The sequence below is a fragment of the Kribbella sp. NPDC056861 genome (assembly GCF_040687575.1).
Taxonomy (GTDB): Bacteria; Actinomycetota; Actinomycetes; order Propionibacteriales; family Kribbellaceae; genus Kribbella.
This window is the reverse complement of record NZ_JBFBNQ010000005.1, coordinates 661,540-685,336: the sequence shown is the minus strand read 5'-3', so window position 1 is coordinate 685,336 and position 23,797 is coordinate 661,540. Positions and strand designations below refer to the sequence as shown.

17 protein-coding genes are annotated in these 23,797 nt (G+C 68.3%); 9 read left to right on the top strand and 8 right to left on the bottom strand.

Annotated elements, in window-relative coordinates:
* Position 1: 1 nt before the first annotated feature.
* A complete protein-coding gene (locus tag AB0P21_RS27430) occupies positions 2-4,012 on the top strand; it encodes an RICIN domain-containing protein (RefSeq protein WP_363700230.1) in 4,011 nt (1,336 codons plus the stop codon).
* Between the two features lie 53 nt (positions 4,013-4,065).
* The gene (locus AB0P21_RS27425) at positions 4,066-7,329 is read left to right on the top strand and encodes a DUF2961 domain-containing protein (protein ID WP_363700081.1); all 3,264 of its coding nucleotides are present in this window, start codon (positions 4,066-4,068) and stop codon (positions 7,327-7,329) included.
* Between the two features lie 33 nt (positions 7,330-7,362).
* Here the strand turns inward: AB0P21_RS27425 and AB0P21_RS27420 are convergent, their stop codons facing one another.
* The 4 genes from AB0P21_RS27420 to AB0P21_RS27405 form a co-directional block, all read right to left on the bottom strand.
* Positions 7,363-8,163 carry an alpha/beta hydrolase gene (locus AB0P21_RS27420; protein ID WP_363700080.1) on the bottom strand — a complete coding sequence of 267 codons (801 nt, stop codon included), beginning with the start codon at positions 8,161-8,163 and terminating at the stop codon, positions 7,363-7,365.
* A gap of 13 nt (positions 8,164-8,176) precedes the next feature.
* Positions 8,177-8,677 carry an SRPBCC domain-containing protein gene (locus AB0P21_RS27415; RefSeq protein WP_363700079.1) on the bottom strand — a complete coding sequence of 167 codons (501 nt, stop codon included), beginning with the start codon at positions 8,675-8,677 and terminating at the stop codon, positions 8,177-8,179.
* A gap of 11 nt (positions 8,678-8,688) precedes the next feature.
* Entirely contained in the window at positions 8,689-9,024 is a 336-nt protein-coding gene (locus AB0P21_RS27410; RefSeq protein ID WP_363700078.1) for a metalloregulator ArsR/SmtB family transcription factor, read from the bottom strand.
* A 69-nt stretch (positions 9,025-9,093) separates the two neighbouring features.
* The gene (locus tag AB0P21_RS27405) at positions 9,094-11,790 is read right to left on the bottom strand and encodes a sialidase family protein (RefSeq protein ID WP_363700077.1); all 2,697 of its coding nucleotides are present in this window, start codon (positions 11,788-11,790) and stop codon (positions 9,094-9,096) included.
* Between the two features lie 156 nt (positions 11,791-11,946).
* On the opposite strand from AB0P21_RS27405, the gene AB0P21_RS27400 reads away from it, so the two are divergent.
* The 4 genes from AB0P21_RS27400 (at position 11,947) to AB0P21_RS27385 (ending at position 17,091) form a co-directional block, all read left to right on the top strand.
* The gene (locus AB0P21_RS27400) at positions 11,947-14,436 is read left to right on the top strand and encodes a glycoside hydrolase family 20 zincin-like fold domain-containing protein (RefSeq protein WP_363700076.1); all 2,490 of its coding nucleotides are present in this window, start codon (positions 11,947-11,949) and stop codon (positions 14,434-14,436) included.
* Positions 14,437-14,574: 138 nt separating this feature from the next.
* Positions 14,575-15,555 (top strand): transcriptional regulator, encoded by a 981-nt coding sequence (locus AB0P21_RS27395; protein ID WP_363700075.1) that lies wholly within the window; start codon positions 14,575-14,577, stop codon positions 15,553-15,555.
* Between the two features lie 154 nt (positions 15,556-15,709).
* On the top strand, positions 15,710-16,084 hold the full coding sequence (locus tag AB0P21_RS27390; protein ID WP_363700074.1) for a hypothetical protein: 375 nt from the start codon (positions 15,710-15,712) through the stop codon (positions 16,082-16,084).
* Positions 16,075-17,091, top strand: a complete 1,017-nt coding sequence (locus AB0P21_RS27385) for a DNA topoisomerase IB (protein WP_363700073.1) — start codon at positions 16,075-16,077, stop codon at positions 17,089-17,091. The genes AB0P21_RS27390 and AB0P21_RS27385 overlap by 10 nt, the downstream gene beginning before the upstream one ends.
* A gap of 9 nt (positions 17,092-17,100) precedes the next feature.
* Here the strand turns inward: AB0P21_RS27385 and AB0P21_RS27380 are convergent, their stop codons facing one another.
* A complete protein-coding gene (locus AB0P21_RS27380) occupies positions 17,101-17,538 on the bottom strand; it encodes an SRPBCC family protein (protein ID WP_363700072.1) in 438 nt (145 codons plus the stop codon).
* 66 nt (positions 17,539-17,604) lie between these two features.
* Here AB0P21_RS27380 and AB0P21_RS27375 point away from each other — a divergent pair, with 66 nt between their 5' ends.
* Both AB0P21_RS27375 and AB0P21_RS27370 read left to right on the top strand, forming a co-directional pair.
* Positions 17,605-18,777: a zinc-dependent alcohol dehydrogenase gene (locus AB0P21_RS27375; RefSeq protein ID WP_363700071.1), complete on the top strand. Its 1,173-nt coding sequence runs from the start codon at positions 17,605-17,607 to the stop codon at positions 18,775-18,777.
* A complete protein-coding gene (locus AB0P21_RS27370) occupies positions 18,774-19,718 on the top strand; it encodes an SDR family NAD(P)-dependent oxidoreductase (RefSeq protein WP_363700070.1) in 945 nt (314 codons plus the stop codon). Before AB0P21_RS27375 ends, AB0P21_RS27370 begins: the two co-directional genes overlap by 4 nt.
* On the opposite strand, the gene AB0P21_RS27365 is transcribed toward AB0P21_RS27370, so the two are convergent.
* The gene (locus AB0P21_RS27365; protein WP_363700069.1) at positions 19,715-21,274 is read right to left on the bottom strand and encodes an NAD(P)/FAD-dependent oxidoreductase; all 1,560 of its coding nucleotides are present in this window, start codon (positions 21,272-21,274) and stop codon (positions 19,715-19,717) included. The genes AB0P21_RS27370 and AB0P21_RS27365 overlap by 4 nt on opposite strands.
* Before the next feature lie 90 nt (positions 21,275-21,364).
* A complete protein-coding gene (locus AB0P21_RS27360) occupies positions 21,365-22,036 on the bottom strand; it encodes a GAF and ANTAR domain-containing protein (RefSeq protein WP_363700068.1) in 672 nt (223 codons plus the stop codon).
* A gap of 280 nt (positions 22,037-22,316) precedes the next feature.
* On the opposite strand from AB0P21_RS27360, the gene AB0P21_RS27355 reads away from it, so the two are divergent.
* A complete protein-coding gene (locus tag AB0P21_RS27355) occupies positions 22,317-22,874 on the top strand; it encodes a sigma factor-like helix-turn-helix DNA-binding protein (protein ID WP_363700067.1) in 558 nt (185 codons plus the stop codon).
* A gap of 309 nt (positions 22,875-23,183) precedes the next feature.
* Here the strand turns inward: AB0P21_RS27355 and AB0P21_RS27350 are convergent, their stop codons facing one another.
* Positions 23,184-23,621 (bottom strand): SRPBCC family protein, encoded by a 438-nt coding sequence (locus AB0P21_RS27350; protein ID WP_363700066.1) that lies wholly within the window; start codon positions 23,619-23,621, stop codon positions 23,184-23,186.
* Positions 23,622-23,797 lie beyond the last annotated feature (176 nt).

The window sequence follows — 23,797 nt, the reverse complement described above, 5'->3', positions numbered from 1 at the left end:
CATGCACAGAACGACCATCCTGCTGGCCGCGTTGTCGCTGGCGCTGATCGCGTCGCCGGGCATCGTCGTCGCCGCTCCGGCTGCCGACGTCCGGAGTGCGGCAGTCGGGCAATCTCCGGTCGCGGGAGCGAGCAGTACGGGTGAGCGGATCGAGTTGGTTCACCTCCGCGACGAGACGACGCGGGTTTTCGCCGAGCCGTCCGGGCTGCACACCATGGAGCAGTACGCCGAACCAGTACGGGCCCGGAAGGGGAGCGGCTGGGCGGCGATCGACACCGAGTTGAGCTTCGGCCCGGACGGAATGGTTCGGCCAGGGGTCACGGTCGCCCCGCTGATCCTGTCCGGTGGCGGTAGCGGCGCCCGGCTGGTCACCCTCGGACAGAAGAACCGTCAGGTGACCATGGGCTGGAGCGGACGGCTTCCCCGGCCGGTGCTGAGCGGTGACACCGCGTCGTACCGCGAGGTGCTGCCCGGTGTCGACCTCCTGCTCAGGGCCGAGCCCGCGGGGTTCGCCCAGGTGCTGGTGGTGAAGAACCGCAAGGCTGCCCTCAACCCTGCCCTGCGAACGCTGCGCTTCCCGATCCAGGCTGCCGGGCTCGCCGTGAGCACTGCCGCCGACGGCACCACTGTGGCGAAGGACGACAGCGGTCGAGTGGTCTTCAGCGCGGGCTCGGCGGTGATGTGGGACAGCCCCTCCGAGGACGCGGCGGCGGCAGAGAAGACGGCGGCCCGGCGCAGTGGGGCCCAGTCGGCACGGCATGCGACGATTCCGACGACGAAGTCCGGCTCCGAACTGTTGGTGCGCCCCGATCCGGAGCTACTGACCGGTGCGGCTACCCGCTTCCCGCTCTACATCGACCCCTCCTGGGCCGGCGTCGACTACCGGTGGACCCACGTCAACCGGCTGTACCCCAATCAGTCCTACTGGAACTACGACCGGGCGCAGGGGCCGAAGGTCGGCTACGCCTGGGACCAGTCGGGCAATATGTACCGTTCGCTGTTCCAGATGGAGACAGCACCGATCCACGGGAGCCGGGTGATCGGGGCGAGGTTCGACATCGTCCTGGACCACAGCCCGTCCGGAACGGCGACGCCGGTCGACCTGTGGCAGACGGCGGCGATCGACCCGGCTGTTCCGCTGACCTGGAACAACTCCGGTGGTCACTGGCTGGCCTTCCTGGCGCAGGCCAGCGGGAACGCCTGGACCGGCGGCGGCCAGCCCAACCAGGCGATGGGTTTCGCCTCCGGGCCGCTGACCAGCCTGATGCAGGCTGTCGCGGACCAGCGCAGCCCGGTCATCGGTTTCGGTCTGCGTGCCGCGAACGAGGGCAACCGCTACCAGTGGAAGTACTTCGTTCCCGGCACGGCTCGCATCGTCGTCACGTTCAACAACGGGCCGCGGATGCCGATCAAGGTGAACCTGACGAGGCCACGTCCCTGCGGTACGGCGACGGCGCCGACGGTGATCGGCAGCACCCAGCCGCAGTTCTCGGCCGTGGCCAGTGATCCCGACGGCGACAACATCGTGACCCGGCTGTCGATCCACCGGGCCGCCGACGACGTCGCCGAGTACGAGCTCGACTCCGCGGCGACCACCTCGGGGGCCGCGTTCGCCTGGCCGCAGGTGCCGGCCGGAGAGCTGACCGGCGGCACCACCTACTATTATGTTGCTCGAAGCAACGATAATGTCGCGGGCGACGGGATCGAGTTCGGCCCGGCCAGCGCGCGCTGCTACTTCACCGTGGACACGGTCCGGCCGGGGACGCCGCGGCTGACCTCGACCGACTGGCCGGACGGTGACATCGGCCGGCCGGTGGGCCGGACCGGCGTGGTCACCTTGCGCCCGGCCGCCGGCGACACCGACGTGGCCGAGTACGTGTACGGCTTCCAGCAGGACAAGGTCACCTCGCGCATCAAGGCGAGCCCCGACCAGAGCGCGCAGGTGCCGATCACGGTCTGGCCGGATGCGAGCGGCGTACCGGCCAAACGCCTGTACGTGAAGGCGGTCGACCGGGCCGGTAATGTCAGCCCGTCGACCCAGGCCTGGGACCTCAGCGCCGACGGCCAGAGTCCGCCGGTCCAGTACCGCCGCGGGGACGTGAACGGGGACGGCCGCGCCGACGTGACCGCGGTGCTGGACCACGGCTTCGGCCGTACCGCGGTCTGGAACGTGATCGCCAACGCCGGTGGACTGCACACCGGCACGATCGCCTTCGACACCGGTGACAACGGTGGGTTCGCGCTCTACCGCAGCCGTGCGGTGCAAGGTGACTTCGACGGCGACGGGCGTGCCGACATCGGCCTGTTCCGGGAGGAGGCCGGCCGCCGGATCGCTCTCTATCTGCTGAAGTCCGACGGCAACCGTTACGACGCGGCCTCGAGCCCGGTCTGGCACAGCGGTACCAGCGGCTGGGCGCTCAGTGCCTCCCGGATCGTCACCGGCGACGTCGATGGCGACCGCAAGTCCGACATCGCGGTCCAGCTCGGCAACGGCGACGGCACCTGGCGCACGCTGGTGTTCCGTGGCGGCGCCCTCAGCGACCCGCAGACCTGGCTGCAGACGGTGGCGGGTCAGGGTGACTGGGCGCAGAGCGCACCGTTGCTCGCGGACATCGACGGTGACAACCGCGACGACCTGGTGTCGATGAAGAACCTCGGTGCCTGCCGGACGACCACCGAGATGTTCCGCTCGACCGGGTCGGCCTTCGCCGGTACGCCGGTAGCTCTGCACGACAGCGGTGCCGGAACCTATTGCTGGGAGCGCAGCAAGCCGGCGGTGGCCGATGTCGACGGCGACGGTCGCGATGACATCGTCGCGTCGTACGAACACGCTCAGACGGACCTGGCGCTGAACGTCTTCCGGTCCACCGGTTCGGCGCTGACTTTGACGCAGGGCTGGCGTGACACCGGCCGTTTCGACCCGGCCCGGACCGCGCTGAGCGTCGGTGACTTGACCGGCGACGGCAAGGACGACGTGGCCCTGGTGCATTCGCTCGACGGCGGCGGGCGTGAGGTCTGGACGGTGCCCTCGACCGGTTCCGCGTTCGGTCCGGCGACTCTCGGCTGGCGCGAAACCGCGGTCGGCGCGAGTACCGGCCCGAAGTTCGATATCGAGGAGCGTTCCTACGAGCTCGTCAACCGGGGCAGCGGCCGGTGCCTCGAGGTCTTCAACGCCAGCCAGAACGACTCCGAGCGATTCCAGCAGTACGACTGCTTCGGCGGGCTGCACCAGCGTTTCCGGCTGGCCGAGGTGGCCGGCACCGAGCAGTTCGAGGTACGGACCGTACATGCCAACGGAGTGAAGGTGGACGGGAAGGCCCGCTGCCTCAACGTCGGAGCTCAGCAGACCGGCGACAACACTCCCGTGGTGCAGTCGCCCTGCATCGGCACCGGGAACCAGCAGCTCACGGTCGAGTACGTCGAGGGCAGCAGTTACGACACCGTGGTCCGGCTGAAGTTCGCCCACAGTGCCAAGTGCGCGGCCGCGCAGGGCGGTGGTCTCGGCAACTCCGTCCCGATCGTGCAGGACAGTTGCACCGCCAACGCCAACCAGCAGTGGATCCTGCGGCCGGCGCTCAATGCGGTGCAACTCGACAACCGCTATCTGATTCGGTCGGTCAACGGCGGTCGGGTCGTCGACGTCGCCAACTGCGTCAACGCCGACGGGGCGGACATGAGGCTCTGGGACGCCGTGCCCGGCAGCCCCTGCCAGCGATGGCAGATCAAGCCGCTGGGCGACGACGTCTACCAGATCGTCGACCCGAGCAGCGGTAAGACGATCGACGTACCAGGCTGTCCCGGATCGGCGGGTACCGCGGTCCATCTGTGGAGCCTGGGCGATTCACCGTGTCAGCGCTGGCGGATCGAGCCGGCGATCGCCGGTAGCTGGAGCATCCTGCAACTCACCGGCGGCCGGTCGCTCGATGTGGCCGGCTGCAGCTCGGCCCTCGGCGCCGATCTCCTCACCTGGCCGTACTGGAACGGCTCCTGCCAACGCTGGACGCTCGGGTAGCGGGCGGGACCGGATCGTTGCCCATCATGCGAGTCTCACCGTCAGGAGCTGCGATGTCCGTTCGTCCCCGCCTGCTCGGCACGATGGTCACCGCCCTGGCGATCGTGCTCACCTCACTGATCGCCCTGCCGGTGACCTCGACCGCGGTGATCGCCGCCGCGCTGCCGAAAGGACCGGTCGGCTGGCAGACCTACCGTGCGCTCGATCAGCTGCCGTATCTGTCTCCCGGCACCAGTGCGCGGATGTTCTCCGGGTTCGCCCGGGACGGCAGCAACAACGACGGGTTCGACGGGAAGTACTCCTGTCTGAAGGAGATCCCGGCGGGGTGCGTGATCGCCGAGGACAGCGGGCCCGGTCAGATCGACTCGATCTGGTTCACCCGGCTGCGCAACGGCGTTCCGGACGTCACCGACACCGGCACGATCTCGATCACGCTGGACGGTGTCGCGGTGCTCAACCGCTCGCTCAAGGAGGTGACCGACGGGGTCGGGCCGGCACCCTTCAAGAGCCCGCTGGTTGCCAACCACACCAGGTCCGGCGGTGGCTTCCAGATCAAGGTGCCGATGCCGTACCGCCAGTCGATGCAGATCGTCGTCCAGCGCAACCCGCTCTTCTACCACGTGAACTACCGGCACTTCACCGACGCCGACGGCATCACCCGGTTCGATCCCGCCGATCCCGCCACCGACGTCCTGCAGAGGCTCGCGGCCGCGGGAACGGCCGACCCGAAGCCCGCGCAGCCCGGTTCCACCACGACCACCAGCACTCGCTCCGTCGCGAACAACGCCGAGGTCGCCTTCGGATCACTCGACGGTCCGGGCGCGATCAGCCGGCTTCGCCTGCGGTTCCCCGGCGCGACGCCTTCCGACGCGACGCTGGCCGGTCTGCGGCTCAGGATCAGCTACGACGGACGGACCACCGTCGACTCGCCGGTCGGCGAGTTCTTCGGCACCGGACTCGGCGCCTACCCGGTCCGGTCCCTGATGTTCGCCGCGGATCCAGCGGCGGGTGGCTGGTTCACCAGCTGGTGGCCGATGCCGTACCGGTCGAACGCCACCGTCACCCTGGTCAACCGCAGCGGTGTGGCGATCAGCAATGTTGAGGTGGAGCTCACCCAGGCGCCGGACCCGAAGTGGACCGCCGACCTCGCACCCGGTGGGCCGGCGGCGTACTTCACGGCTGTCTCGAAGGCGGGACGTCCGGCGTTCGGCGACGACTGGACCGTGGTCGACCAGTCCGGCCGTGGCAAGTTCGTGGGGATCTCCCACACGATGTCGATCGGCGCCGAGTCCGGCGTGAACCAGGGCTACCTGGAAGGTGACGAACGGATCCAGGTCGACGGATCGAGCACCCCGCAACAGCACGGCACCGGGACCGAGGACTTCTACGAGGGCGGTTGGTACTTCTACGGCGGTGCGTTCACCGCGCCGTTCAACGGCAACCCCGGCCACGAGCAGCAGGCAGCGGGATGTGCCCGGACCTGCGACGGGGTCTACCGGTTGATGATCGGCGACGCGGTGTCCTACAACAGCGGATTCCGGTTCGGGATCGAGCACGGCCAGCAGAACGACTGGTTCGTCGACTACGGGTCCACGGCGTATCTCTACACCCAGCCGACGGTGAGTACCCGGGAGACCGACGCGGTCGATGTCGGTGACGCTGCTGATCGGATCGCGCACCAGTACACCGATTCCGGTGCCCAGACCGAGCTGACCAGCACCTACGAGGGGGATCTGGACAGCTTGCCGCGAACCGACCAGGTTCGGTCCGGCACCGGTACCGCGTCGTTCCGGGTCGCGGTCGACCCGGCCAACCAGGGCGTCCTGCTCCGGCGTACGGCGGACCAGGCGGCGAAGTACCAGGAGGTCGCGGTCAGCGTGGACGGCGTGCCGGTCGGGAACTGGCGGCAACCGCTGGGCAATCCGCAGATGCGGTGGCTGTCCGACGAGTTCCCGCTGCCCGGCTCGGCCACCTCGGGCAAGTCGGCGGTGACGGTGACGCTGACTCCGGTGACGGGCGCCCCTGCCTGGACTGCCGCTCGATACGTGGCGGCAAGCGTCGTCGCGCCGTACGCCGACAACACCGCTCCGGTCGCCCCGACCGGGGCAGTGGCGACGCCCCGGGACCACTCGGTGCTGCTGGGCTGGAACCCGCCGGTCGACGCCTCCGGAGTCGCGCAGTACAAGGTCTACTCGGGGACCTCGGCGAGCACGGTCACCACCCTGGTCGGAACGACACCGGCGCCGGCTTTTCTCCACCAGGCGGTGCGAGGCGGGCAGCAACGGTACTACCAGGTCGCGGCGGTCGATGCTGCAGGCAACGAAGGCGCCAGAACCCCGGTGCTGGGCGCCACCGTGCGGAAGAGCACCGAGACCGACTTCACCGGCGACGGCCGCGACGACGTGGCCACCTTCACCCGGGGGACTCCGGCCGACGTCTTCGTGGCGACCTCGACCGGTACGTCGTTCGCCGGCGACGGCGTGAAATGGCATGACTTCTTCGCCACCGGGACCGAGATCCCGCAGACCGGCGACTTCAACGGTGACGGGCGGGACGACCTGGTCACCTTTACCCGCGGCAGCACCGCGGATGTCTGGGTCGCCCTGTCCACCGGGACCGGGTTCGCGCCGTCGGTGCTGTGGCACGAGCACTTCGCCGTCGGCTCCGAGGTACCGATGGTCGGTGACTTCAACGGGGACGGCAAGGACGACATCGTGGTCTTCACGCGGGGGAGCGCCGGGCTGGTCTACGTCTCGCTGTCGAACGGCTCCCGGTTCGTCGAGGACGGCTGGTTGTGGCACGGCAGTTTCGGCCTGGGGACCGAGGTCCAGAGCGTCGGTGACTTCAACGGGGACGGTATGGACGACATCGCCACCTTCACTCGCGGCTCGACCGCGAAGGTCTATGTCGCGCTCTCCAACAGCCGGTCCTTCGTCGGCAGCGCGGTGGTGTGGAACGGCTTCTTCGCCCTCGGAGCGGAGACCCCCGACGTCGGCGACTTCAACGGCGACGGGCGCGACGACGTCGTCACGTTCACCGGCGGAGACGCTGCCGACGTGTTCGTCGGAGTCTCCACCGGTGGATCGTTCACCGGAAGCACGGTGCAGTGGAACGACTTCTTCGCCAAGGGCACCGAGGTCCCCGGAACCGGTGACTTCGACGGTGACGGGCTGTCGGACGTCATCACGTTCACCCGCGGCCCGCTGAACGACGTCTATGTCGGCCGCTCCACCGGTACGGCGTTCGGTTCGGGCCTGTGGCACGGCAACTTCGCGACCGGCACCGAGTGGCCGATGCCGTCAGCCCTGCGCGGGTAGACCAGTCAGCTACTGGGCAGGCCGATCGATTGGTCAGCCGAGCAGGAACGTGCGGGCCTGCTCGGCGACGGGATCGGGGGCCGCCCAGAAGGCCCCGTGGTCGTGGTCGGCCAGAGTCAGCACGGTGACGTTCGGCAGGATCGCGGCCAGGGCCTCGGCGCCCGTGCGCATGAACGCCTCGCCGTTGCCGCCCACGGCGACGGCGATCGGCGCGTCGATCGCCCAGCGGTCGGTGGGCAGTGGTTTGCCGTCCTGGAGGCCGCGCCAGATCTGCAATTCATAGGAGTAGGTGTGGGCATAGGCAGCCATCTGCTCCCATGACGGGTCCGCCTTCATCATCGGAAGGTACTCGGCGGGGACGCCGACCACCTCGGTCATGAAGTACTCGCTGGCCTCGCTGCGCTTGCCGGCCGCGACCAGCGCTTCCAGGTGCTCGACGGAGTCGGCAGGAACTGGCGGCCGGGAGCCGTCGACGATGAACGGAGGCTCGTAGAGGTAGAGGCCGCTGACCTTGTCGCCGAGCGCGCTGGCCGCATCCAGTGCCAGCCCACATGCACCGGACCCGCCGGCCAGAGCCGCGGTGCCACCGAGGACGTCGATCAGCGCCGAGATGTCCTCGATCTCGCGTGCCGGGTCGTAGGGCTGCGGGTCGCCGCTGGCGCCGCGGCCGCGACGATCGAAGCTGATCACGGTGAAGTCCTTGGCCAACGCCGTGACCAGGCCGGCGACGGCGGCGTGGTCCTCCGCGACGTTGCTGACGACGATGATCGCGGGGCCTGAGCCGGTCTGCTCGTAGGCGATCGTGGTGCCGTCGGTCGAGGTGATGGTGCGCATGGTCGTTTCTCCTTCAGTGGGGGTTGTCCTGCGGGTCCACCAGGCCGGCGAGCCGTTCGAGCGCCTCGGCGTAGCCATCGGCCATCTGCAGCTCGACGGCCCGTTGCAGCGCCGCACCGTCGGGGAAGCTCGCCGCGACGTCGACGGTGCAGCCGGTGCCGGCAGCGGCGAAGGTGACCGTGGTGGGGAAGGTGTCGGTGCCGTCGGGCTGCCAGGCCTCGTCGGCGAACGTGTCGTCGTAGGCCAGTTCGGCCCACGGATCGACCACGCTGTAGGTGGCGACACCGCGCACCGCGGCAGCCGATCCGTCCACCGGCGCGATCTGGAACCGCCAGCGACCGCCGGGGCGCACGTCCATCTCGTACACGGTGGCAGCCCAGCCCTGCGGCCCCCACCAGCGGCTGATCGCCTCGGCGTCGGTCCACGCCCACCAGGCGCGGTCGACACCTGCGGCGTAGGTGCGGCTGATGTGGACGGTGTTGTTCGTTGTGTCGATCACGATGCCGTCGGGCACGGTCGACCTCCTCACGGGTTCTGCTCGGGTGCGCGGTCGTCGTCGAGGAGCGCGCCGAGGCGATCCATCCGTTCCGCCCACAGTGCGGCGAAGCCCTGCACCCAGTCACTGATCACATGCATCGCGTCGGGGTGCAGTCGGTAGATCCGCTGCTGGGCCTGCTTGGTCACCTCGACCACGCCCGCCTCCGCGAGCAGCCGTAGGTGCCGGGACACCTGCGGCTGCCCCAGGCCGAGCTGGTCGACTATGCCGCCGACCGAACGCGGGCCGTCCTTCAGCAACTCGACGATCCGGAACCGGTTCGGCTCCGAGATCACAGCCAGTCGATGCTGCACGGTCGCGGTCATGCCATCAATATATGCGATGATGTATATGTATGCAAGTAGATGTACGTGAGTAGCGAGGTGTGGGAGGTCTCATAGCGTCTCCTGGCGCACCAGGCCTTGGTTGCCGGTGAGCACAGGCGTCGCGGCCAAGCGGGGAGCGGCACAACCGCGGTTGGCCGCTCCCAGCATCAGCACGCCGGTTGTCGCGGTGATGTTGACGGAGCCGTGAACCACGCCGCCGCAGATCGAGAGGGTCCGGGCCTGGGTCGCGGAGACGCCGCCGGTGACGCTGGAATCCTTCGAGATCAGGCTTGCCTGCCGGCCGACCCTGATCGAACCGACGACGGTCGCCTGGTCGAGACACACCGTGCCCGTGTCGATCTCGAGGTCACCGTGGTGCCGCCCGCTGATCGTCCGGTCGCAGACGCTGTCGAGGACGACGCTGCGAGACCAGATGCGAGGTGCGGCCGGCCTGACCGGCGCCCAGTCCGCGCCCCGGTCCCCGAGCGCGACGATCCGGTCCGGGCCGGTGGCAACGATCGTGCCGTTGCCGGAATTGCGGTAGTCGATCGTGATCGGAGCGGTCCAGGTAGCGCCGGAACCGTCGTCGGAGACGAGCAGCGACTGGCCGGGGCGGCCGATGGAGAGCACGAGTCTCCCGTTCGGCATGGCCAGCAGGGTGGGATAGACCCCGGTCACGGTCAGCCCGTTCGGCCCGGCCTTCAGCGGGACGGGGGTCGTCCAGTGGAATCCGTTGTCGGTCGACCGCGACACGTACATCGGCTGGAAGCTGCCGGTCCGGATCACCGCGAGCAGAGAACCGTCGGCGACCCGCTCGATCGCGGCCTCGTCGAAGCCCTCGTACCGCGGGTCCGTGGACAGGCTCGGGTTGACGGCGATGGTCGCCCGGACCGACCAGTTGGTGCCGCCGTCGGTCGAGGCGAGCAGGATCTGACGGTACTTCGGGTCACCCTCGAAGTAGCCGTAACCGGACTGGTAGAGGGTGCCGTCGGAATCCTCGACGGCGTTGTGGACCAGGACGAAGCCGCCCATCGTCCGCCCTGGCCGGCTGGAGTTCGGGTCGATCGGCCGCATCGGCTGCGGAGCGGTCATCGTGCCGGTGCGATGGGTCCAGTTGCGGCCCTGGTCCCGCGAGATCGCGGTGACCACATCCGCCTTCCTGTTCTGTGAGCCGGGAGTCATGAAGGTGTGGTAGAGCACCGCCAGCAATGTGCCGTCGCGGAGCCGGGTGAAGTGGTACGACTGCTCGTTCGGCAGCGGATTGCGAGCGTCCTGCCGTTGCCAGCTGAGCCCGCCGTCCAGGCTCGACGTCAGTCGGGTGCCGACCGCTCCGGTTGCGTCTCCGTGGGCGGCGTAGGTGGTCAGTACCTCGGGGGCGGTGCCGGGGATCGCCACGGCCGAGTGTGGCATCTGCAGGGGTGATCCGGTCGAGTGTTCGACCGTGACGTCGGCCCCGACCTGCAGCGTGGAGCCTCCGACCGGCGGAAGAGGTACAGCCGCACCCGCAGTGAGGTCGTCGATGAAGACCTGGTCGCCGGCGGTTGCTGTTCCGTAGCTGGCGAACTGGTAGCCGGTGATGTTCGCGACGGCGCGCACGCCGACCGGACCGAGGACGCCCACCGGGCTACCGTCGACCAGCACCTGGGCAAGTTCCTGGTCCGGCGCAATCCGAAGTCGCACCGTGCTCCAGGTGCCGATCCGCACCGCACCCGGAGGAGTCAGGGGTGTCCAGCCGAGCCAGTCGAACCAGCGCACCGAGCCATCGGCGAACACTGCCACCTGGTAGACCACACGAGGTTCACCCGCCACGCCCTCCAACTGTCCGGTCAAGGCGAACGAGAAGCCGTTGGCCAGGCTCGTGGGGAGCACACCGAACTCCAGGTCCAGTCCGCGTTGAGGCGCTACCGGGCAGACGACGACTGCCTGAGTCGTGGTCGACCGATCGTCGACGAGAAGAGATCTGCTGCCCTGACCGGCTCTGGTGCTGCTGACCGTCGCCGGTTGCTTTCCCGACGGCGTCCCGCAACCGACCGGTACTCCGCCGAGTGGCTCGGTCTCGAATCCTCTGGCCTCGGCCACGGTGAGATCGTCGATCAGCACCTCGTCGCCCTGTGGGGCCGTGCCGCTGCTCGAGAACTGGTAGCCGCTGATGTCGATCAGCGCCGACGGGTCGGCCGGCTGGGCGGTTCCGATCACGCGATCGCCGACCGAGACGGTGACGGACCGCTGGTCGGCCGGAACCTCCAGGGCGATCGTCTGCCAGTTGCCAGAGGCAATCGTTCCGGGAGGTGCCAGGGCCGACCACCTGGCGCCGTCGTACCACTGGATCGCGCCGTTGGCGACGACCCCGAGATGAAACGCCAACCGGGTCTGGCTCGGGGCGGACTGAAGGTGGCCGAGGAGCGAGGCGGTGAATCCGTTGGTGAGACCGACCGGATAGATCGCGGCCCGCAGGTTCGCGCCGCGCTGTGGGGCGATCGGGCACTGTACGACGACCTGCGCGGTGGCAGAGCGGTCGTTGATCCACAGCGACCGCGTACCGGAGCGCCCTCGTTGGTTCGTCACGACGGCCGCCGACTTTCCGGTCGGTGTGATGCACCCGGTGGCCGGCTGGCCGACGGTTTCGGTCTCGAACGTACGCACCGAGGCGGCTGGGGATGTCAGGCCCGCAGCCAGCGCGGCTCCGGGGTGGTGCTGGACAGCTGTGCTCACGAGGGCCGCCAGCACCAGTGCGCAGACGGCCGGATTACGGCGCAACGAAGTCATCGGCAGCTACCTCCGGATCGATCGGTGCTGGCGAGTCTGAACGAGTGTCGCCACCAGAACCACGCTTTCGGCTGTGCACGAACAGGCTGCGGCCGGCGCCGATCAGCGGTTCGATGACTCGCGGACCTGCAACTCCGGCCAGCGAGGGTGATCCAGATGGCAACTGTCAGCCGCCGAACCGTGCTGGGCTCGATGGGAGCCCTTGCTGCCGGGCCCATGATCGGCCGGCCACAGACGCATCAGTCGCTCGGAGCGGAGGATGCTGCGTCGGCCCCGGTACCGACCATCCCTGCTGTCCAGCAGTGGACTTCCGGTAGCGGGGCCTTCCGCTTCACGTCCGCGACGAGGCTGGTGGTGGACGTCGCCGCGGCCGGTGCGTTGACGCTGACCGCGGCCACCGTCAGCGATGACCTGGCCGAGGTGTCCGGCCGACGGCTCAGCCCTGTCCAGCTGTCCACGCCGTCACCAGGAGACATCTTTCTCACGTTGAGCACCGCCGACCCGGACCTGGGGACGGAGGGATACCGGTTGACGATCGGTGACACGATCCGAATCGAAGCGCGGGCAGCGGCAGGAGTCTTCTACGGCACCCGCACCGTGCTGCAACTCCTGCGGGTCTCGTCCACCGTTGCCGCGGGAACGATCCGCGACTGGCCTCGTTACCCGGAGCGGGGTCTGCTGGTCGCCAACGAGAACAAGCAGTTCACCAGCAGGTGGTGGCGCGACCAGGTGCGGGAACTCGCGTTCCTGAAGATGAACATGCTCTGGTTGTACGTCGGCTACCCGAAGGCGACGGTCAGCGAGATGGCCGCCGTCGCCGAGTTCGCTCGCCGCTACCACGTGACAGTGATCCCGCAGTTCAACATGCCGGGTCACCTCGAGGGAGTTCCGGGCCGTCCGTATCTGCGGGGCAATCCGGCTCGGGGCGTCCCCGACCGGCCGCAGAGTCTGGACCTGTCGATCCAGGCCGGCTACGACTGGGCCCGGAGCAAACTCGACGAGCTGGTCCCGGCGATCGATTCGCCGTACTGGCACACGGGTGCGGACGAGTACCTGATCGGGGGCCGGTACGAGGACTATCCGCAGCTCCAGACCTACGCCAAGCTGCACTACGGCTCGGCTGCCACCGCACGGGACACGGTGTACGGCTTCGTCGGGCGGGTCAACGACGCGGTCCGGGCGCGCGGCCGGACGCTGCGAATCTGGAACGACGGCATCTATCCGAACGCGGTCGTCCCGATCAGTCAGAACGTGCTGATCGAGCACTGGCTGGACTCGGGCCGGTCCGCGGCTGAGCTGCTGGGGTCCGGGTACCGGTTGCAGAACTGCCACCTCAAGCAGCTGTACTACGACGTTGGTGGGCCGAGTGTGCTCGATCCTGCTGTCGTCTACGACCAGTTCAGGGTGGGGGCGTTCCACGGCAGCGCGGTCGCGGACGATCATCCGGGGCTGCTCGGCGCGAAGGCACACGTCTGGGTTCCGGTCGGTACCTCGATCGGCGAGGCAGAGATCGGCGCCACCCTGTCTGCTCCACTGCGCTCGCTGGCCCAGATCACCTGGGGCTCCCCGAAAACCGCGCCGAGGTACGGCGACTTCGTGCCGCTGATCAACCAGGTTGGCCACGCTCCGGGCACCGGCTACTGGCTGTCGGACACCAGTGGGTTGCCCGGCCGCGCCTTCGTCAAGGCCACTGAGCAACATGTTCTGGCCTCCGCGGGCACTACCGGCGGCATTCTGCACTGGCGCTATCGCTCCAGCCTGGTCGCCGAGCGATGGGCCGGCCCCGTTGTATCCGGTCAGCCGGTCGGCTTCCAGCACGGTGAGGAGCACCATGTGTTCGCCCGGACCGTCGACGACTCGCTGGCCCACTGGACCGGAGCACCTGGCCAGCTCGACGACCTTCCGCGGCTGGACGACTGGGGAGCCGCTCCCGGGACGGTGAGATCGGCTCCCGCCGGTTGCGCGTACGGCGATCAGCAGCATGTCTTCTACCGGAACGCGAACGGTGGGCTGGAGCACCGGTTCCACGACCGTTCGTCAGGAGCTGTGGTCACCGAGAACTGGGGTGGCGAGCTGATCGGTGGGCCGATCGCCTTGACCTTTCTCGACGAGCTGCACGTTTTCGGTAGCGGCCCGGACGGAACCGTCCGGCACTGGTGGTACTCACCTCGGCAGACCACGACGCCGTTGCGGGAGACCTGGGGACCGGCCGCAGCGGTGGCGAGTGGCCTCGCGGGCTACGCGATCGGCGATCAGGTCCATCTGTTCTTTCGCGGTCCCACGAACCGCCTGACGCACTACTTCCACGATCGGTCGGACAACAACCTCGTACGTCAGGACTGGGGTGGCGAGCTGGCCGGAGATCCGGCGGCCTATGTGTTCGGCGCCGAACAGCACGTTTTCGGGCGCGGGCCGGACGACTCGCTCAGGCACTGGTTCAGCACTCCGGGGATGGCTCAGCCACCGGCCCGCGACACCTGGACGGGGCCTGGCCCGGTCACCTCCAGCCCGGCGGGCTATGCCATCGGCAACCAGCAGCACGTGTACTTCCGCAGGGCCGACGGCAGCCTCGGGCACCGCTTCTGGGACTCCGCCCAGCGACGTCTTGTGGTTGACGACTGGCCGGGCAGCATTCCGGTGGGGTGAGTTCGTCCAGGCTTTAGTCCCTCGCCGAAAGGGTTGTCGCCCTGACCGCTTCATGTCAGCCTCCAGACACACTAGGTGCGCGCTGCTTCACTGATTGTCACGGCAGTTCGATCGAACCAGTGGCCTGGAGGAGGCACCGTGCTTCGGATTCACTTCACCGCCGAAGATCTGAGACGAATCACGATTGCCTCCGGCCCGGCGCCGATGTGGGAGCTGTTGCTCAGTCTGCACATGGTCCAGCACCGGGACGGCCGGCTGGTGTTCGGCGACTGGCGGCGCGAAGTACGGGCGAAGGTGCCGGCCGAGCAGTTGAGGCTGCTGCTCCAGTTGGCCCCGGCCACCGGGTACTCACCTGACTTCCTCACTCCGACCGAGCCGGTCGCAGACTTCGAGACCGGACTGCAGACGGTTCTGTCCACGCCGCGCCGATCGCTGCGTCATCAGTTGTCACTGCTGGGCAGCAAGCACACCGCCTCACCCTGGCTTCACCAACTGGCGCGAGGTGATTCGGACGCGCTCCGGAGGCTGGACGGGGCGATCCGGTCCTACCACGACACGGCCATCGCGCCGTTCTGGACCTCGATCGGAAGCCGGGTAGCGGCCGACCAGGCCCAACGCGGCCGGACGCTCGCCCGGCTCGGCGTCGACGACCTGTTGTCGTCGCTGCACCCGCGAGTGCGATGGCGACCTCCCGAGCTCCAGGTACTGGGGATGCGGGAGAGGCACCTGCACCTGGAGGGGCGAGGGATCCGGCTGCAACCGTCGGCGTTCTGCTGGCAGGCGCCCACGAAGCTGCGCGACCCGTTGCTGCAGCCGATCCTCGTCTACCCGATCCACCACGCGTCGGGTCTGCACGACCCGCGGCTCGATCTCGGCAGCCGGAGCAACGACGCGCTCAGCATGCTGCTCGGCCCGACCCGGGCCGGCGCCCTCGCCGCGACGCTGGCCGGCTGCACGACCACGCAGATGGCCGAGATCTGCCAGGTCTCAGCGGCGTCGGCCAGTCATCAGGCAGCCGTCCTCCGGGCGGCCGGGCTGATCACGACTCGGCGAACCGGCTGCTCCGTGCGGCACGAGATCACCGAGCGCGGACTGTGCCTGCTGTCCGTCCGGACCTGACTGCCATCGTGAACGCTCCGTACCAGCTGAGCTGAAACAGCCTCGACCCGAACTGGCGGTCGGAGGTTTGACTGCGCCGAATGGGTGGGTACCGGTCGATTCTCTCGTCAGGAAGCGCGCGAGATGGTTGGTGATGACTGACGGGGAGTGGGCTATGACGGTCGTGGAGCGCGATGCGGTCGAGCGAATGGATCCGCGGTGCGAGTACGACGCAGGTGTCGCGCGCATTGTTGTCGGTGGGGTCCTCGACGAGGCGACCGCGGCGGCGGCGCGAGAAATGTTGCTGGAGGCATGCGATCGGGGCACGACCGGCGTGGTGCTGGTGATCGAGGCCGAGGTCGACCCGGTGAACCATGATGTGTTGCGCCACCTGGTGGATGTCGCGCAGCGTCGATGCTGGGCGGCCAGCCGCCGACTGGATTTGGTCGCGACCGATCGTGACGTCTGCGAAGCGCTGGCGGCTGTTGGGGTCTGGTCGTCGGTACCGGCGGTCGTTGTGGACAAGGGGACGGACGGGCCGTGCGACTGAGGCGGAGCAAGGTTGACGGTCCTGGCTTCGGGCGCCGCGGCCGGGGCAAGGGTTTCAGCTATTTGGATGCCGATGGCAAGGTGATCTCCGATGCCGAGGTGATCGACCGGATCCGGACGCTGGTGATACCGCCGGCTTGGAAGGATGTCTGGATCAGCCCGCATGCGAACGGGCACATCCAGGCAGTCGGTACCGACGAAGCAGGGCGGCGGCAGTACCTGTACCACGTCGAGTGGCGTAGCTCGAAGGACGCCGACAAGCACGACCGGGTCAAGCAGCTCGCCAATCGTCTCCCGGACTTCCGCGAGGCCGTCAACCAGGATCTCTGCGTGAGGGGCCTGACGCGCGAGCGGGTGCTGGCGACGGCCCTCAGGATGCTGGACCACGGTGTCTTCCGGACCGGGAACGACCGGTACGCCGCGGAGTCCGGCAGCCGTGGAGCGGCGACGCTGCTGCGCAAGGACGTGCGGATCAGCAAAGGGCTGCTGAGGTTCGACTACCTCGCCAAGGGCAGCATCCAGCGCACGTTCGAGCTCGAGGACGACGAGCTGGTGGTTGCCGTGAGCGCGCTCAAGCGCAGCCGGCACGACAACCCACGCCTGCTGGTCTATCGCGACAAGGACGGCTGGCACGAGATCAACGCGGGCCTGATCAACGAGCGCTTCCAGGAGCTGGTCGGCGATCAGTACACGGTGAAGGATCTCCGCACCTGGACCGCCACGGTGCACGCTGCGGTGGATCTCGCCGAGGCCGAGCCGGCCAAGACGAAAACAGCCGCGAAGAAGGCGGTGAAGGAGATGCTGACGGAGGTCTCCGGCCACCTGGGCAACACGCCGTCCGTCGCCCGCAGCTCGTACGTCGATCCGCGGGTGATCGAGCAGTACGAGAACGGGCGGACGATCTCCCGGGCGATCGCTCGCACCGGATCGGACGAGCTCGAGAGTCAGCAGGTCCGGGAGAAGCTCGAGCCGTCGGTGGCTCGCCTGATCACCGACCGCCCAAGCTGAAGGACGGGCTCAGGGCTTGCGGCCCTCGGCGAGGAGGGCCAGGCGCTGGAGAGTTTCGGCGTTGCGGAGATGCAGGACGGGGTCGATGACCTGGTCCGGGATGAGGGCGGCGGGGCCTTTGGCAGTGCGTTCGCGCATCACCAGGTGACATTCGCCGTAGGTGTCCGTGGCCTCGAACTCGACGATGCCCTCGCCGGTGGGCCAGGCGCGGACCCGCAGCCTGAGCAGGCGCAGGGGTTCGTACGCCTCGACGGTGGTGGTGTCGTCGATGAGGAGCGGCCAGGAGCCGACCGAGTGATGGATGCTGAACCCGGGCTGCGGCCAGTTGGCCTCCACGTCGCGGATCCGGGACGCGCCGACGACCCAGGACGCGTAGCTCCAGCCGTCGGTGAGTACGGCGAAGACGTCCTCGACGGAGGCATGGATCAGGCGTTCGTTCTCACTCATGCCGGTTCTGGTACCCAGGACGAACCGCTGCCGGGTTCACTGGGGTTTCCACGGGTACCGGTAGACATGAAAGCACTGACTTGGCAGGGCAAGCGCAAGATCGAGTACTCCGATGTCCCGGATCCGGTGATCAAGGAGCCGACCGACGCGATCATCCAGATCACCTCGACCGGTATCTGCGGGTCGGACCTGCATCTCTATGAGGTGATGGGGCCCTACCTGGAAGCCGGCGACGTGCTGGGGCACGAGTCGATGGGCATCGTGGTGGAGACCGGCACCGAGGTCCCGAACCTGAAGGTGGGCGACCGGGTGGTGGTCCCGTTCGGGATCGCCTGCGGCTCCTGCTTCATGTGCGACCGCGGACTGCAGTCGCAGTGCGAGACGACTCAGGTCCGCGATGAGGGGATGGGTGCTGCGCTGTTCGGCTACACCCGGCTCTACGGTCAGGTGCCGGGCGGCCAGGCGGAGTATCTGCGGGTGCCGCAGGCGCAGTACGGGCCGATTGTGGTGCCGGCGGGTCCGGCTGATGACCGGTTCGTGTTCTTGTCGGATGTGCTGCCGACGGCTTGGCAGGCGGTCGAGTACGCCGGTGTGCCGGAGGGTGGCACGTTGGCAGTGATCGGTCTCGGCCCGATTGGGGACATGGCGGCGCGGATCGGACTGCATCGTGGCTATCGGGTGATCGGGATCGACTTGGTGCCTGAGCGATTGAGCCGTTCGCAGGCGCGGGGTGTCGAGGTCCTTGAGTATTCCGATCAGGTGGCTGACCACGTGCGCGACTTGACCGGCGGTCGTGGGCCGGATTCGGTCATCGACGCGGTCGGCATGGAGGCGCACGGCTCGCCGAAGGCGCAGGCCGCTCACAAGCTGGTCGGGCTGATGCCGGGCCCTGTCGCCGAGAAGATGATGGAGACCATCGGGGTCGATCGGCTGGCCGCGTTCTATCTGGCGATCGAGCTGGTACGTCGTGGCGGCACGATCTCGTTGAGCGGGGTCTACGGCGGTGCGGCGGATCCGTTGCCGATGCTGACGATGTTCGACAAGCAGATCTCGTTGCGGATGGGGCAGGGCAACGTACGGCGCTGGGTGGACGACATCCTGCCGTTGCTGACCGATGACGATCCGCTGGGTGTCGACGGGTTCGCCACTCATCATGTGCCGTTGTCCGAGGGGCCGGCGGCGTACGAGATGTTCCAGAAGAAGCAGGACGGCGCCGTGAAGGTGCTGCTGACGCCGTGAGCCGCGTCGTCGTGATCACCGGTGCATCGAGCGGAATCGGCCTGGCGAGCGCGCGAGCGTTTGCCAGGCGCGGCGACCGGTTGGTGCTGGCGGCACGCTCGGCAGACAGTCTCGACGTTGCCGAGGGCCTGTGCCGCTCCGACGGCGGTGAGGTGCTCGTCGTACCGACTGATGTGGCGCATGCCGACGAGGTCGACGCATTGATGAAGGCCGCCGAGCAGCGATTCGGCAAGGTGGATGTCGTCGTCCATGCCGCGGCTGTGCTCGCCTACGGCCGTTTCGAGGACGTGCCTGGTGAGGTTTTCGATCAGGTGGTCAGCGTCAATGTGCAAGGTACGGCGAACGTCGGGCGTTCGGCGTTGCGGGAGTTCCGTCGGCAAGGCGGCGGCACCTTGATCGTCGTCGGTTCGCTGCTCGGGAAGATCGCGACGCCGTACCTGAGTTCCTACGTCGCCAGTAAGTGGGCGATCCACGGCCTGATCCGGTCGCTGCAGATCGAGGTCAGGTCGGATCCAGGGATCGAGGTCGCGCTCGTGTGGCCGGGGTCGGTGAACACTCCTGCCTATTCGCAAGCAGCGAACTATGCGGGCCGGATCGGCCGTCCACCGCCTCCGGTGGACAGGCCGGAGAAGGTCGCTCGCCGGATCGTGCGGTTGGCGAGCCGGCCCACGCGTTCGGCGTCGGTAGGGATCGCCAACCGGCTGACGTTGTTCGGGTTCCGGAGGCTGCCGGCGGTGTTCGACGTCCTGGTCACGCCGCTGATGAAGATGGGCGCGTTGTCGCGCGACGAGATCGGCGCGCATCCAGGCAACGTGATGGAGCCGAGGCCGGTCGGCGAGGGAGAGTACGGGCGTTGGGGTCGGCAGTGGCTGCGGCCGGTCGCCGGTACGACGCTGGCCGCAGTACTGGTCGGTGTCGGCTGGAGACTGCGCCGGCGTTAGCGAGTGTGGAGGAGGGCGGCGCGTGCTGCGTTGGAACCGCAGGCGCCGTGGACTCCGCCGCCGGGATGGGCTGACGCCGAGGCGAGGTACAGCGATTTGATCGCCGTCTCGGCGCGGCCGAGGCCCGGCATCGGGCGGAGTACGAGTTCTTGGGTCAGGCCCGAGGTGCCGCCGTTGACCGCTCCGCCGAACAGATTCGCGTTGCGGCGTTCCAGCTCCCTCGGGCTGAGGATCCGGCGAGCAGAGATCCGCTCGCGGAAGCCTGGCGCGTACTCCTCGATCCGGGCCTCGATCCGCTCAGCCATCAGTTCGGACTCGGCGTCGTTCCATTCGCCGGTGAGTTGGCCGGCGGCGTCACCGCGGGTGTGGTGCGGTACATGGGTGTAGGCCCAGGCCGACTCGGTGCCGGCGGGGGAGCGGCTCGGGTCGGAGGTGGTCATCTGTCCCATCAGCAGGAACGGCCGGTCGGGGATCCAGTCGTCGGAGAGTTGGCGTGACCAGCGGCGCAGGTCGTCGACCGAATCGGCGATGTGGACGGTGCCAGGAGCCAGCTCCGGTGCGTCGTTCCAAGGGATCGGCGAGTTGAGTGCCCAGTCGACCTTGATCGTGCCGGGATCCCACTTGAAGAAGCGAAGGCGCTGCTGGACCCGCGCTGGCAGATCCTCGCGAGGGATCAGGTGGCTGTAGAGAGCGGGAGCCGAGACGTCGGCGAGTACAGCGCGGCTCGCGGAGTACTGCGTACCGTCGGCTGTCCGTACGCCGACAGCGCGCCCGTCGCGGATGATGATCCGGTCGACCCGGGCCTGGCAGACGATGGTGCCGCCGCGCGACGTGAAGCGGTCGGCCAAAGCCTGGGACAGGTGGCCGGCGCCTCCGCGCGGTACGGGATAGCCGTACTGCTGGGCGATCATCAGCAGCAGCCAGCCCATCAGGCCGGAGCCGGGTGCTGTGGGAGCGATGTCCGCGTGCTGGGAATTGGTGGCCAGGAGCAACTTTGCCGCCTCGCCCTCGAACCTGCTGTCGCCGAGGGACCTGACCGGGCCGATGAGGAGTCGCAGGCGCTTCAGCCCTCGCGGCCCGAGGAGATGCCCGAGCAGGTCGACGCCTGCCCGGACCGGCGGGAACGGATTGAACAGCGCCTCGGTGATCGCCGGACCGATCCGTTGCCAATCGGAGAACAGCTCGAGCCAGGCCTGTCCGTCACCCGGAGCGTGCAGGTCCAGGGCGGCAGCGGTGTCGGCAGGCTCGGGGTGCACCAGCGCCCAGCCGCCCGTGCGCAGGGGATTGCCGACCGGCGAGGGCGGGTTGGACCACTCCAGACCGTGCTCCTCCAGCTTCAGGCCCTTGATCGTCGGCGACACCATCGCCAGCGGGTAGAACGAGCTGAAGGTGTCGTGGACGAACGCGCTGTCGACGTCGGTCGAGCTGCGGACCGCACCGCCGATCGCGTCGTTGGCCTCCAGCAGGGTCACATCCCAGCCTGCATCCGCGAGCAGGTTGGCGGCTACCAGCCCGTTGGGTCCAGCTCCGATGACGACTGCATCAGTCCCGCTCACTTGGCCAACTCTCGTCGCGACGATCAGATCCACTGTGCCGGCCCGGTACCCGGCCCGTGCGCGAGGCAACCTCTGGCCGGCGATCAGCCGCTAGGTGGGGAGGTCGCCGGTGGTGACGACGTGCTGGGCGACGGTGTTGAGGCGCTGGTTGCGGTTCTGGGAGTAGCGCTGCATCAAGGTGTAGGCCTGGATGGCGTCCACTTTGTAGCGTTCCATCAAGCGCCCGACGGCCTGGCCGACCAGCTTGCGGGAATCGATGGCGTTGTTCAGCGAGACCTCGGTGCGTACGGCCGCGATCGCGATCGAGGCGTGCAAGGCGAGTAGTTCGGCTGCTTCAAGGTCGCCCTCGCCGAAGAGGTAGGGCTTGGTCGAGATGAGGTTCAGGACTCCGCTGGTGGAGTGGGCGGTGACCAAGCGGATCGCGAGCGCGCTGCGGATACCGTTCTCGGCGGCCGTCGGCGCCCATTTCGGCCACCGGTCGTCGGTGCCGGTGTCCTTGACGAGCACGTTGTCACCTTGGCTGACGGCCAGCAGGCTGGGGCCTTCGCCGAGGTCGATCTGCAGCTGGTCGGCGAGGGTGACGAGTGGATCGGTCGCGGCGATCGTCTCGGCGCGCTTGTGGTGCATCAGCATGACCGACGCGGCGTCGTAGTGGAGTACTTCGGTCGCGAACTCCAGCACCGTGCCGACCGTTGCCGCCACTCCGGTCTGGTTGTGCAGGTTCATTGCCATCTCACCGAAGCTGCGGGCCTGGTCGGTCATCGATCCACTCCTACCGCACCAGGGCGCGCCAAGGACCCCCGGCGCGGGAATCTGGGCGCTGATAGTGCTCTCATCATAAACGCGGCGCACGTTCTGGCACGAGCGGTGATGCCCGGCGCGCCTGCACCTGCGCGGTGCGGACTCTGGGGCGCTGCACAAGTTCGGAACTGTTTTCGCGCCGATTCGGCGGGGTACAGGACGGACCACAGCATCTGTCGCTGCCCGAGACCCCGGTAGCTCTTCTTCGAGTGCCCAATGGGGGTCGTACATGTCTCGGACAATGCCGCGCTCTTCGCGCCCGCCGGCCGGCGGGACCGATGGTTGGGCCGATGATCGTCGTGAGCTGCTGGAGGTCGCCGGAGCCGGAGACCCCTGGGCTGTCGGTCAACTGTGTGACCGACACGGTGGCGCGCTGTTCGCCTTGGCCCGAGCCGTCCTGGGTGACTCGCAGCGGGCCGAAGACGTTGTCGTCGAAGTCATCGCCCGCGCCTGTGTCGACCCCGGCGCCACGGCGTCTGTCCGGGCAAGGAGCCTGCGCCGCGAGCTGGCGCGGCTGACCTACTTGTACGCCGCCCGCTGCCTGGACGACACCTCACGCCCAGGCAGCGGGTCGGTCACGCCCACGATGGCCGGGCTGGCCGAACTCGCCCGCCAGCAGCGCTCGGCAGTGGCCCTGATCCAGTGCGGGGACCACACCATCGGCGACGTCGCCGACCTGCTCGACCTGTCGGTATCAGCGGTGGCGACGCTGCTGTGTGCCGGCCTGCAGGAACTGAGTACCCCTGGCAAGAGCGCGACGGGCCACGGACCCCGCCTGGCGGAGGACCGGCCGGTCTGAGGTAGCGGGCAAGCTCGGCAGAGCTCGTCATTGGTCATCGAGTCAGGCGAGGACCAGACAGTTGCCGTCGGAGGACAGGGCAGGGGAGTAGCGACTCTGTATCGCGATAAGGCAGCCTCTGGCGCACATGGGCCGAACGCCAAAGGCCTCGATCAATCCAATCCCGGCCGGGACTCAAAGATGATCGTGGCACCCCGGTGACCACTGCGGACCGATTGCAAACCTCGCTGGCGGGTGAGCCGGCTGACAGCGATCAGGACTCACCTGCTGCGAGACGCTTCGCCCGTCTTACTCGCGGAGGCTCGTCGGCTACGGCGCGAGCGCGTTCAGTACTTCGGTCATCTGCTTCTCGGTGTCGTTGCCGACCTTCTCGAAGAGCACCTTGGCCAGCGGCGCCGCGAGCTTGGCCGCGCCGTGGAACTCGATCTCGTTGGTGTAGGTGATGCTCGACCCGGCGCCGTCGGGGGTGATCTCGAGGATCTCGGTGGAGGTCGCGGTGTCGTTGCGGCCGACCAGGACCACGCGGTGGTCGGTTTGTTCCTCGAGGGTGTAGGTCAGCTCTGTGCTGACGCCGGCGATCTTCGAGCTGTTGTGCCAGGTCGACCCGACCGTGACGGGACCGGAGTCGTTACGGGTGCACTTCTCGGTGCCGGGGTCCCACTGCTCGGCGTTGCCGAAGTCAGCGAGGTACGGGACGACCACTGCGGGGGCGGCGTCGACGGAGAAGGTGCGGGAAACAGTGGGCATGCGAATCACTTCTTTCTGATAGGCCCCGGCCGTGCGTGCGAGCGACGGCCGGGGGTGATGACCCGGTTCCCACGCCGAATCATCGCTGCCCTGCCACGACCGTGACAGCCGTCCTGCCTACGTGGGCATCTGCGTAATTCTCACCGACGCGAGGGGTCGGGGCCGCGGGAGAGAGT

Coding starts and splice junctions, on each gene's coding strand:
- AB0P21_RS27375 (WP_363700071.1), top strand. CDS start 17,605: ATGAAAGCACTGACTTGGCAGGGCAAGCGCAAGATCGAGTACTCCGAT.
- AB0P21_RS27420 (WP_363700080.1), bottom strand. CDS start 8,163: ATGCGCACCATCACCTCGACCGACGGCACCACGATCGCCTACGAGCAG.
- AB0P21_RS27400 (WP_363700076.1), top strand. CDS start 11,947: ATGGCAACTGTCAGCCGCCGAACCGTGCTGGGCTCGATGGGAGCCCTT.
- AB0P21_RS27355 (WP_363700067.1), top strand. CDS start 22,317: ATGCCGCGCTCTTCGCGCCCGCCGGCCGGCGGGACCGATGGTTGGGCC.
- AB0P21_RS27390 (WP_363700074.1), top strand. CDS start 15,710: ATGACGGTCGTGGAGCGCGATGCGGTCGAGCGAATGGATCCGCGGTGC.
- AB0P21_RS27410 (WP_363700078.1), bottom strand. CDS start 9,024: ATGACCGCGACCGTGCAGCATCGACTGGCTGTGATCTCGGAGCCGAAC.
- AB0P21_RS27430 (WP_363700230.1), top strand. CDS start 2: ATGCACAGAACGACCATCCTGCTGGCCGCGTTGTCGCTGGCGCTGATC.
- AB0P21_RS27380 (WP_363700072.1), bottom strand. CDS start 17,538: ATGAGTGAGAACGAACGCCTGATCCATGCCTCCGTCGAGGACGTCTTC.
- AB0P21_RS27405 (WP_363700077.1), bottom strand. CDS start 11,790: ATGACTTCGTTGCGCCGTAATCCGGCCGTCTGCGCACTGGTGCTGGCG.
- AB0P21_RS27360 (WP_363700068.1), bottom strand. CDS start 22,036: ATGACCGACCAGGCCCGCAGCTTCGGTGAGATGGCAATGAACCTGCAC.
- AB0P21_RS27425 (WP_363700081.1), top strand. CDS start 4,066: ATGTCCGTTCGTCCCCGCCTGCTCGGCACGATGGTCACCGCCCTGGCG.
- AB0P21_RS27350 (WP_363700066.1), bottom strand. CDS start 23,621: ATGCCCACTGTTTCCCGCACCTTCTCCGTCGACGCCGCCCCCGCAGTG.